A 10,070-nucleotide genomic window follows, 5' to 3' on the forward strand; every position below is an offset into this window, starting at 1 on the left:
CGCTCAGGGAGCCGGTCAGGCGCGGGTGTCCAACGGGTCGAAGACCACGAAGCGGTTGCGGCCGTCCTGCTTGGCCTGGTACATCGCGGAGTCCGCACAGCGCATCAGCTCTGCCGGCCCCGTCTTCGGGTCGCTCGTGATCGCCGCACCCACGCTCGCGGACAGCCGGAAAGTCTCGGCCCCGTCGGTGAAGGGCTCGGCCAGGGCGGCCACCATGCGAGCGGCGATCGTGTTGACCTCCTCGATGGTCATCACCCGGTCGCACAGCACGATGAACTCGTCCCCGCCCAGGCGAGCGACCGTGTCCTGTAGTCGAACCACCTGCTCCAACCTGCGGGCGGCGATGACGAGGACCCGGTCACCCGCCTCATGACCCTGGGTGTCGTTGACGGCCTTGAAGTAGTCGAGGTCGATGAAGAACAGCACGAGGCCGCCGGAGAATCGCGCCATGCGCACGAGGGCCTGGCTCAGTCGATCGGTCAGCAGGAGCCGGTTGGCCAGGCCGGTCAACGAGTCGTGCATCGCCTGGTGGGTGAGGGCGACCTCGGCACGTTTGAGCTCGCTGATGTCGCGCGTCGAGGTCAGCACGCCGACGACGTCGCCCGAGGCGTCATGATCGGGCGCGAGCACGACGTGGAACCACGCGTCGGTGCTGTCGGTACCCCGCTGGCCGCTCGGCACGAAGAACTCGACGTCGCCGGACTCCCCGGTCTCCAGCACCCGACGCAGTGCGGGCTCGTACACCCGCAGCACGTTGCGGGCCATCCCGGTCTCCCGGTCCGTCCGGCCGAGCAGGTGCTCGAGCGTCGAGCCGCGAGATCGTTCGCCGGCCGGGTTGAGGTACTCGTAGCGCAGCGCCCGGTCGTACTTCGCGATCGCATCCGTCGAGCCGCGAAGGACGGCCTGCAGCTGGCGCTCGACCCGGGCGATCTCGGCGTGGGCGACCGCAGCCTCCTGCGCCATCCGCACGATCTGTCGCTCGGCGACCTCGTACCGGGTGATCTCGTGGGAGAAGCCGAAGGTCCCGATGATCGTGCCGGCGTGGTCGCGCAGGGCGAACTTGCTGGTCTCGACCCAGGTGCCGGGGCGGTTGACCATCCGGTCGACCTCTTCCTTGGCGATCAGCGGCTCGCCGGTGGCGATGATGCGCTGCTCGTCCGCACGCAGCGCGACGGCGTGGTCGTGGTCGGTCAGGTCGAAATCCGTGAGCCCGACCATCTCGTCCGGGGTGCGGCCGGTCAGCTGGGCGCAGTCCAGGCTCACCCGCAGGAACCGGCCCTCCAGGTCCTTGAAGAAGACGATCGCCCCCAGGGAGTCCAGGAGGTTGCTGACACAGATCGCGTCGATGCGCTGCCGCTCGTCGGCGGTCCGCCCGCCGTCCGCGGGCGGTGCCTCGCTCATCGCCGCACCGAGCCATCGGCCCGACGTTGCGGACACCGGCGGCCGACGGCGACCGGACGTGCGGAGATCGACAACGAGGCTAGACGGCGCATGGCTTGTCCGGAGGTGGGGAACGATCGGCTCCCCGACCACATCGGCCGACCGCGCGGAACCCTGAGGGTTCTCCGGAACCTCGCGGGGTGTCCGCGGACGCCGGCCCGGGCGGGCCCGGCTCAGGCGGCCGGCTCCTCGGCGCGCCTCGACCGGGTACCGCCGCCCGCGGCGAGCAGCATCAGCGACGAACTGAAGTCGACGTCGGACGTGACGCGTTCCGCCCGGGTCGCGTTGCCGGCGAACTGGTGTTGATAGCCGGACCAGGCGCCGTCGGCGATCATCCGGCCGGCGCCGCTGCGGAGCAGGACGGCGAGCTCGTTGGCGGCGCGTTCGATCCGGGCGATCAGGTCCGGCGCGGCCCAGTCCTCGGGAGCAGCGAAGACCGAGGTCGGGACGGTGAGGGCGCGGAGGTAGGCGAACAGCGGGCGCATCTGGTCGTCGACCACCAGGGCGTGCCGCGAGCTGCCCGCCGTGGCCGCGAGCACGATCGGTTTCGCGAGCAGCAGGTCGTTGTCGAGCACGTCGACGAACGACTTGAACAGCCCGCTGATGCCGGCCTTGTAGACCGGGGTGCTCGCGATCACGGCGTCCGCGGCGGCGAGACGCTCGATGACCTCCTGCAGGCGTTCGCCGGGGAACCCGGCGACCATCGCCTGGGCGATCTCCACGGCCAGTGGCCCGAGCTCCACGACGCTCACCGTCCCCGGGGTTCCGGCGTTCGCGAGCGAGTCGAGGGTCTTCTGGGCGATCCGGTCCGCGAGTCGGCGCGACGAAGAAGGGTCGCCTACCCCCGCGCTGACTACCACAAGACGGAACGGTCCGTCTCGCTGCTCGGGCTCGGTCTCGCGGCGGTTCGGGTTCGATTCAATTCTCATGCGGGGCTCCGTCCTGTCCGGTCGGCAGTCGTGACGTGGTGCGGTGTGTTCGGTTCGGCGGGGGTGAGAAGGATTCGGCAGAGGTCGCGAAGCGTCTCGAGCTGCTCCCGGTCCAGCGAGCGCCCCATCACCGTCGCGACGTGCCGTCCGTGGGCGGTTCCGATCCGACGTTGCGCCTCGGTTCCGGCGCTCGTGAGGCGGAACCGGCAGGCGCGGGCGTCGTCCGGATCGTCGCCGCGCTCGACCAGGCCCCGGCTCGCAAGCCGGGCCAGCAGCCGGGACATCCCCGGTTGCGACAACAGCACGTCCTGGCCGAGCTCGGTCACTCGCAGGCCGTCGGGCGCGGTGGACAGGGCGTAGAGCACGCCGTACTCGCGCGGGATGAGGTCGCCCCACGCATCGGCGCCGGTGAGCTCGCCGGCGATCGTGGCCTGGGCGCGGAACAGCGCCTCCCACGCCTCGTTCGCCAGCCGCACGTCGGTGCCCATCGTCAGCCGATCAACGGCAGGCGAGCCGGAATCGCGGGGTCGCTGTCCTGGTACGGCGAGGTACCGGTGACGTTGTCGCCGCGGTTTGGGTTCGGGCGCGGCCGGCGCGGTTCGCCGTCGCCGTACTTCGCCCTGACCAGGCTTGCGTGCGTGGGTGCGTCCGGTACTCCGGGAGAACGCCGCGCCTCCATCTCCTTACGGAGCACGGGGACCACCTCGGTGCCGAGGAGCTCCACCTGTTCGAGCGCCGCCTCCACGGGCAGCCCCATGGCGTCGATGGCCCAGAGCTGGCGTTGGTAGCTGCCGAAGCCCTCCTGGAAGGTGAGGGTCTTGTCGATGATCTCCTGCGGGCTGCCGACGCTCAGGGGCGTGCTTCGCATGTACTCCTCGAGCGAGTAGCTCGTGCCGTAGATCGGGGAGCCCTCGAAGTACGGGCGGAAGCCCTCGACGGCGTCCTGGGAGCGCTTGGCGATGAACGCGTGCCCACCGAGTCCGACGATCGCCTGCTCCGCTGTGCCGTGACCGTAGTGCGCGAAGCGCTCACGGTAGAAGTCCACCAGAGGCTTGAAGTGGAGGTTGGGCGCGAGGATGTTGTTGGCGAAGTAGCCGTTGCCGTAGTACGCGGCCTGCTCGGCGATCTCCGGGGTGCGGATGGAGCCGTGCCAGACGAACGGCGGGACGTCGTCCAGGGGACGCGGTATCGCGGTGAAGCCCTGCAGCGCGGTCCGGAACTCGCCCTCCCAGTCCACGACGTCCTCCCGCCACAGCCGGTGCAGCAGGTTGTAGTTGTCGAGCACGAGCGGCACCCCCTGGCGAATGTCCTTCCCGAACCACGGGTACACCGGCACCGTGTTGCCGCGGCCCACCATCAGGTCCATCCGGCCCTTCGACAGGTGCTGGAGCATCGCGTACTCCTCCGCGATCCGCACCGGATCGTTGGTCGTCAGGAGGGTGACCGCCGTGCTCACCGTGATCTGCTTCGTCAGCGCGGCGATATGGGAGAGCAGCGTGGTCGGCGAGGAGGAGAAGAACGGCGGGTTGTGATGCTCGCCGATCGCGAAGACGTCCAGCCCGACCTCGTCGGCCCGCTGCGCGATGCGGACGCTCGCGTCGATACGCTCCGCCTCGCTCGGGGTGTACCCCGTGACCGGGTTCCGACTGATGTCGCTGACCGAGAAGATTCCGAACTGCACGTTGCCGCCTTTCTGAGGTGATGGAAGCGTCAACATGCATGAGCGCGCATGCATTCCGGGCGAGGACGAAAAGCTCGGTCGGGTCGAAGCCAGGTACCCGCGTTGGTTGCACTCGAAGTGTTGTACGTTTTCTGTTTCGTGTTGTACTATTTGAGGATGGTCACGATGAAGATGAGCGCAGCCCGCGACAAGCTTCCCGAGGTTGTTGAACTCGCGCGCTCAGAGGCCGTCATCCTCGAGCGCTACGGCCACCCCGCCGCGGTGCTCATCAGCCCGGAGCGCTACGACGAGCTGATGACGGCGTTCGAGGACGCCGAGGATGTCGCAGCGTTCGACGCCGCGATCGCCGAGGAAGGCCCGAACATCCCGTGGGAGCAGGTCAAGGCGGACCTGGGCTGGACGTGACGTGACGTACCGGGTCGAGGTCCGCCCCGCGGCCCTGAAGGCGCTGCGCAGGATCGACCCGGCGGATGCTCGGCGGATCCAAGGCGCCATCGCGCTACTCGCCCAGGACCCGCGCCCACCCGGCGCGCGCGCACTGCAGGGCCGGCCCGGGCTGCGGGTCCGGGTCGGCGACTACCGCATTGTCTACACGATCCAGGACGACGTGCTCCTGGTGGTCGTGGTCACCCTCGGCCACCGGCGCGAGGTCTACCGGTAGGTCACGACCGCCACGCGATGCGCACCCGGGCCGAGTCGAACTTGTAGCCGGTGTTGCGCTGGCACCGGTGGATCTCCACCCGCCTGACGTCGGATTCTCATGGGATGGTTCAGGCGCCCGGCCGCCAGTCCGCCCCGCGCACGCGGGGTCGAAGTCCCAAGGGTCTGGCGGATCGACCTCGAAGTGCACCTGGCGGCCCACGAACGCGAACCCGGTGCCGAACTCGCGCAACGTGTCGACCATCCGATCCATGAGCGCTTGCTCGAGGTCTCGTTCCGCGACGCCGGCACTCAGGCCGAGCGTCGGTGTCGCGTATCGGGTCCACGTCACCTGCGAACAGGCCGTCGGGGTCGAACCCACGGCGCACGGCTTCGACGCGGGCTGCGGTTCGGTCGTCGAGGCCGCCCGCGATGCACGTCTTGACTCGGCGCAGCTCGAGAAGATCACACGCCTGGTTGATCGCGATGAGGCTGGAGGCACACGCGGCATCGACCGAGAAGGCGGGTCCTTGAAAATCCCAGACGGATTGCACGGTGGCAGGCACCATGTTGGCCAGGAACCCCGGCATCGTGTGTCCGGACACGAAGTTGATGCTCGATTCTTGTGCGGCGGAAAGCAGTCGCACGCCGTCGTCGGACTCGTACCCAAGCGAGCCATCGACCAGCATCTTCCCCACGATCCCGGCCGTGCTCAGGAGGCGATAGTCGTTTGAGCTCACGCCGATAATTGTCGCGACGTCGCTCTTGCTAAGGGCGCCGGCATTTTCTCCGTACCGCTCGAGAAGCTCGTCGGTCAACGTCAGTGCCATGCGCTGCTGGGGATCCATCCGGCGCGCTCGCCCCAACGGGATCTTGAACTTCTTTCGGTCCCACGCATAGGGGTCCTCGATGGCGGCCATCACATTCGAGTAGGACCCGTTCCGCTTGTGATCGCCACCGGGCCCGTCACCCGCCGGGAGTTTCCACCGATCCGACGGAACTGGCGCGAACTGGGGACGCGCGGCCTTCAGGAGCCGCCAGTACTCGTCCGCGTCCGCGGCGCCCGCGCTTCGGGACGAATAACTGATAACTGCGATCGCCGACATATGATCCGCCTTCTGTTGCGTTGTTATAGCGCTAGGCAACCCGTTGATACAACTGCGAGGCGTCGTCAACGATCAAACTCATGAACAACAGGAGGACGCCGGTTCCGCTGCGGAACGTGTCCCAAGGGATGATTCACCTCGACTTGGCGGGACCGGCGAGCCATTTGGCGTCGGGTCATGCACGCCGTTCGGCGGTTCAAATCATTGCCCCCTCACCCGAAATTCTGGTCGAATCTCCCCTGCCGCCGGGATTTGCCATAGCCCGGCCACATCTCTGGTTGCACGATCACCGTGGACGTCCGCGAGGTGCATTAACGATCTCGCGAACCAACTAGAGCTGAACAGCGGAAGACGGTTGGGAAGCGACTCACCCGGGTATACTCTATTTCGGAAGCCGGACCTTCGTCCTCGGCAACGCGACGTCGAATATGATTTGCCAGAACATTCGAATGACCGTGAGGCATGGCAGCGTGGCCGGGCGTCGACAACCGTCAGTTCGACCGGTCGACGCGCGCGAGCCACTCAGCGAGGAGGGCGCGCAGGAGTTCGGGTTGCTCGTGGGGTAGGGCGTGTCCCGCGTCGTCGAGCACGGCGAGCGAGGCGTGCGGGTAGCGGTCGACGAGGCCTATGGCGGCGGCATACCCGACCGTCGAGTCCAGCCGTCCCGCCACGACCAGAGTCGGACCCGCGTAGGCCGGCGCGTGATCAGGGGTCAGGGTCCACCGTGCGCCGATCCGCTCGAGCGCTGCCTGGTCGACGAGCGCGGCGCCTGGGGTGACGTAACGTTCGTACCGATCGAGCATCTCCGGCGTGTGGATCACGAAGTAGCTCCGGAAGACGGCGTCACCGATCTCAGGCGATCCGGCGGTGACGCGGTGCTCTGGGACGTCGCGCAGTCCTGGCAACAGCGGACAGACGAGCGCAAGACCGGCGACCTGCGCCGGGTGCGTCGCGGCCATCGCCTGTGCGTAGTACGCGCCCGCCGAGTGACCGATGAGCAGGTGCCCGTCGCCGCCGGTGACCTCCTCGGCGAAGCTGAGCAGCGTGTCGAGGACGTCGTCGGCGCTTCGCAGCGTTTCGGGGGCGATTGTTCGGCCCATTCCAGGGAGGTCAGGATAGATCCGCCGCAGGCCCGCAACGGCGTCGAAAGCCGGCTCGAAGCATGCCTCAGTCTCGCGGTGGTCGACGCCGGCGCCGTGGAGTACCAGCACGGGTCGCCCGCTCCCGTGCTCCACGTAGTGGACCAGCACCTGGCCTATTCGGATCTCCATCCCGCAAGTCAACCGCGCAGGCGGCGACGCGACAACGCGGCCTCGACCGGTGCAGCCGACGTCGGCCGCCCGAGGCTCAGTGCTCGCGCGGGCGGGGCCGGTCCTCGACGACCGCCCCCTTCCCTTCCGGCAGCGGCAGCTCGCCCTCGTTACCGGTGCTCATCCCTGCCGCCTGACCCGCCGGAGTCACCGGCACGCTTGGGCGCTCCGGTGCAGCGTCACGGTCTGCGGTGGCCAACCTTACTGTTCTTAGTCCGATTTATGATGGATAGATAAAGTTCACTAAGAACAGTACGGTCTGGTCATGCGCGCACTCACGAACCCGTACACGCCGAACGCCGGCGCGGAACCCGAAGCGATCGTCGGTCGCGATGACCAGCTCGAGTGGTTCGACCTGTTGCTCGCACGACTTGCGCGCGGACGGACCGAGCAGTCGATGATCATCACCGGACTGCGCGGAGTCGGCAAGACCGTTCTCCTGGGCCAGTTTCGGACCAAGGCGCTGGAACGCGACTGGGTCGTCGTCGAACTGGAGGTCAGCAAGCACGACGACACCGAGTTTCGTCGCGACGTCTCGAGTCGGTTGCGCGCGGCGCTCCTGGAGCTCTCCCCGAGAACTCGATGGACGGATCGGTTCACCCACGCGGCGGCGGTCCTGACCTCGTTCACGCTCAGTGTGGACACCGCAGGCTCCTGGTCGGCGGGCCTGGGCGTGGACGCCGCCGAAGGCTTCGCCGACCATGCCAACCTGTCGATGGACCTGACGGACGTCTTCTTGGCTCTCGGCGAGGCGGCCAAAGAGCGAGATCGCGGTGTCGTGCTGCTCTTCGACGAGATTCAGTTCCTTAGCAAGCTGCAGCTCGAAGCGCTCATCGGGGCGCTGCACAAGATGGTTCAGCGCAAGCTGCCGATCACGATGGTGGGAGCCGGGCTTCCGCAGATCGCCGGGCTGGCCGGAGACGCCAAGTCCTATGCGGAGCGGCTGTTCAGGTTTCCTGAGATCCGCAACCTGTCCCCCTCGGATGCGAAGTCTGCACTCGTGCGGCCTGCCGCCGCGGAGGGGGTGACGTACAGCGCCGCGGCCCTCGACGAGGCCGTCATCATCACCGGCGGCTCCCCGTATTTCCTCCAGGAGCTCGGCTGCGCCGTCTGGACCTTGGCTGATGGTCCCGAGATCACCCTGGATGACGTCCGGACGGCCGTGCCTGGGTATGAGGCCAAGCTCGAGGCTTCCTTCTTCCGAGTCCGGTTGGACCGCACGACCGAGCTCCAGCGGGCCTACCTGAGGGCGATGGCTGAGCTCGGTCCGGACGCACAGAAGGCCTCCGACGTTGCGGACACCATGGGCCGCACGTCGGAGAACCTCGCTCCCACCCGAGCGACCTTGATCAACATGGGCCTCCTCTGGACGCCTCAGCACGGGTACGCGGCGTTCACCGTCCCGCATTTTGACCAGTTCCTGCTACGAGCGATACCCGTCCTCGACGTTCCCGCGCGCAAACCTCGACGAGGTAAGCCCTGAGGCCAGGAGCCTGACCGGCGCGAACACCCGAACCTACGGCGCCGGGTGGTCGATCGCGTCGAACTGCAGCAGCGCGCTCTCGAAGAGGTGCTTGCTGGCCTGCATGTGACCGGCGTACGGCCCGTCGAGGGTATAGACCAAGAACAGCACGGCGACGATGGCCGCGGCGAGCAGGCCGGTAAAACAAAAGTTCGCGCCCGAATGGCCGGTTCGTTTCGCGGTCGCGCGGCGCCGCCGGCGCGAACCGATCCGGGGGCGCCTGCCGCGAGAGCCTTGTGAGGGCGCTGTCAGTCGATTGCGGCGATGGTCATCTCGAAGTCCTCGCCGGCGTCGGCGAGGCTGTCCAGTCCCGTGTCCAGGACGCCGAGCGGGATAAGTCCCGGCCTGGGGATCGTGGCGCCGTCGTGTGCGTAGAAGATCGCGATGTCGTGACTCGGCGGCCAATAAGCGATCTGGCCGACCGCGTAGGTGAACACCGGGTCGACACCCCCGCTCAGCGCTCGCGGCAGCGGGCCAGGCTTCTCCCGCTCGAACAGATCGCGCATCCGGAGCGTCACCGGCAGCATCGACACGAGGTCCCGGGTCGCCGGGTTCTGCTCGAGGGTCGCGGTGGCTGTCTGGTCACCGATGGTCAGCTGGATCCTCATCGTCGTCTGCTCCTCGTAGATGGGTCGTCCGCGCACGCCGCTATCGTCCCGCCAGGAAGGACGAACGGCGCGCTGCAAGCACGATGACGAGTGCGGTCACGGCGAGCGCGCTCGTCACGACCGGCAGGACCACGCCGTCGTACGCGCCGGTCAGCACGGCGCCGATCACCCCGGCGGCGAAGACGGCGAGGTTGAACGCGACGCCGAGCATGGAGTTTGCGACGTCGGCGTCGGGCCGGTTCCTCCTCGCGTTCGCGATCATCACTGGGGCATCGCCTTCGGATGAGCCGCGACCCAGCTCCAGCGCGACAGGCGCGGACGGATCGGCCTGACCCCACCGCCACGACAAGGTGTTCGGCGCCGGGCTCGCGAAAGCGCGGCCCGCTGCCCGAGCGGTGTCTTCGATTGAGTCGGCAAAGGTTGCCCGAGGACGCTGTCGGCTGTGTCGATTCGCGCCATCGGTCACCGGTCGATCGATGATCGACCGAGATTCGACTCTTCAGGCGCGGTGATACTGCATATCGCAACCCCTGCCGAATTCGTGCACAGGAATTGCGTCCGAGGTATTGACACTCTCGGCCGCTCTGGTATCATAGAACACATGTTCGATGACGAGTTCGGCGGGGATGGCGACGAGCAGGTCGCGTCCGTTGTCGAGCCGTCGGCGGAGTTGCTGGCTTTGTGGGCGGTCGAGGACGCGCGGTATGAGGATCCGAAGTTCTTGGCGGCCGAGGTCGCGGAGTTCTTGGAGCGGGAGGCATTCTTCGAGGCGCTGGCTCGCAGCGAGCACCAGGACCCGCGGCCGTGCGAGGGGATGTACCTGGCACCGGGGTCC

General features: G+C 67.7%; 11 protein-coding genes and 2 pseudogenes. 4 read left to right on the forward strand and 9 right to left on the reverse strand.

Features of this window, described 5'->3' with window-relative positions; translation table 11 throughout:
• Window positions 1–15 precede the first annotated feature (15 nt).
• The 4 genes from VIM26_RS07880 to VIM26_RS07895 form a co-directional block, all read right to left on the reverse strand.
• Complete coding sequence (locus VIM26_RS07880; protein WP_331949886.1) at window positions 16–1,401, reverse strand: GGDEF domain-containing protein; 1,386 nt, start codon at window positions 1,399–1,401, stop codon at window positions 16–18.
• 212 nt (window positions 1,402–1,613) lie between these two features.
• A complete protein-coding gene (locus tag VIM26_RS07885) occupies window positions 1,614–2,369 on the reverse strand; it encodes a CE1759 family FMN reductase (protein ID WP_331949888.1) in 756 nt (251 codons plus the stop codon).
• Window positions 2,366–2,857: a MarR family winged helix-turn-helix transcriptional regulator gene (locus VIM26_RS07890; protein WP_331949890.1), complete on the reverse strand. Its 492-nt coding sequence runs from the start codon at window positions 2,855–2,857 to the stop codon at window positions 2,366–2,368. The genes VIM26_RS07885 and VIM26_RS07890 overlap by 4 nt, the downstream gene beginning before the upstream one ends.
• Before the next feature lie 2 nt (window positions 2,858–2,859).
• Entirely contained in the window at window positions 2,860–4,050 is a 1,191-nt protein-coding gene (locus VIM26_RS07895; protein WP_331949892.1) for a CE1758 family FMN-dependent luciferase-like monooxygenase, read from the reverse strand.
• 156 nt (window positions 4,051–4,206) lie between these two features.
• Between VIM26_RS07895 and VIM26_RS07900 the strand changes: the two genes are divergently transcribed.
• The gene (locus tag VIM26_RS07900; protein ID WP_331949893.1) at window positions 4,207–4,455 is read left to right on the forward strand and encodes a type II toxin-antitoxin system Phd/YefM family antitoxin; all 249 of its coding nucleotides are present in this window, start codon (window positions 4,207–4,209) and stop codon (window positions 4,453–4,455) included.
• Between the two features lies 1 nt (window position 4,456).
• On the forward strand, window positions 4,457–4,711 hold the full coding sequence (locus VIM26_RS07905; protein ID WP_331949895.1) for a type II toxin-antitoxin system RelE/ParE family toxin: 255 nt from the start codon (window positions 4,457–4,459) through the stop codon (window positions 4,709–4,711).
• A gap of 162 nt (window positions 4,712–4,873) precedes the next feature.
• Here the strand turns inward: VIM26_RS07905 and VIM26_RS07910 are convergent.
• The 3 genes and pseudogenes from VIM26_RS07910 to VIM26_RS07920 form a co-directional block, all read right to left on the reverse strand.
• Window positions 4,874–5,017, reverse strand: a pseudogene (locus tag VIM26_RS07910) (PDDEXK nuclease domain-containing protein); the annotation flags it as partial.
• Window positions 5,018–5,114: 97 nt separating this feature from the next.
• Window positions 5,115–5,795 (reverse strand): annotated as a pseudogene (locus VIM26_RS07915) (beta-ketoacyl synthase N-terminal-like domain-containing protein); the annotation flags it as partial.
• Between the two features lie 491 nt (window positions 5,796–6,286).
• Complete coding sequence (locus VIM26_RS07920) at window positions 6,287–7,066, reverse strand: alpha/beta hydrolase (protein WP_331949897.1); 780 nt, start codon at window positions 7,064–7,066, stop codon at window positions 6,287–6,289.
• A gap of 304 nt (window positions 7,067–7,370) precedes the next feature.
• Between VIM26_RS07920 and VIM26_RS07925 the strand changes: the two genes are divergently transcribed.
• Entirely contained in the window at window positions 7,371–8,588 is a 1,218-nt protein-coding gene (locus VIM26_RS07925) for an ATP-binding protein (protein WP_331949899.1), read from the forward strand.
• A gap of 287 nt (window positions 8,589–8,875) precedes the next feature.
• Here VIM26_RS07925 and VIM26_RS07930 read toward each other — a convergent pair whose 3' ends face one another.
• Both VIM26_RS07930 and VIM26_RS07935 read right to left on the reverse strand, forming a co-directional pair.
• Window positions 8,876–9,271: a cyclophilin-like fold protein gene (locus VIM26_RS07930; protein ID WP_331949901.1), complete on the reverse strand. Its 396-nt coding sequence runs from the start codon at window positions 9,269–9,271 to the stop codon at window positions 8,876–8,878.
• Between the two features lie 4 nt (window positions 9,272–9,275).
• Window positions 9,276–9,497 (reverse strand): hypothetical protein, encoded by a 222-nt coding sequence (locus tag VIM26_RS07935; RefSeq protein WP_331949903.1) that lies wholly within the window; start codon window positions 9,495–9,497, stop codon window positions 9,276–9,278.
• Between the two features lie 339 nt (window positions 9,498–9,836).
• Between VIM26_RS07935 and VIM26_RS07940 the strand changes: the two genes are divergently transcribed.
• Window positions 9,837–10,070: hypothetical protein (locus VIM26_RS07940; RefSeq protein WP_331949905.1), on the forward strand; the 234-nt coding region annotated here is incomplete at its 3' end.

This window comes from Pengzhenrongella sp. (assembly GCF_036565025.1).
GTDB lineage: Bacteria > Actinomycetota > Actinomycetes > Actinomycetales > Cellulomonadaceae > Pengzhenrongella.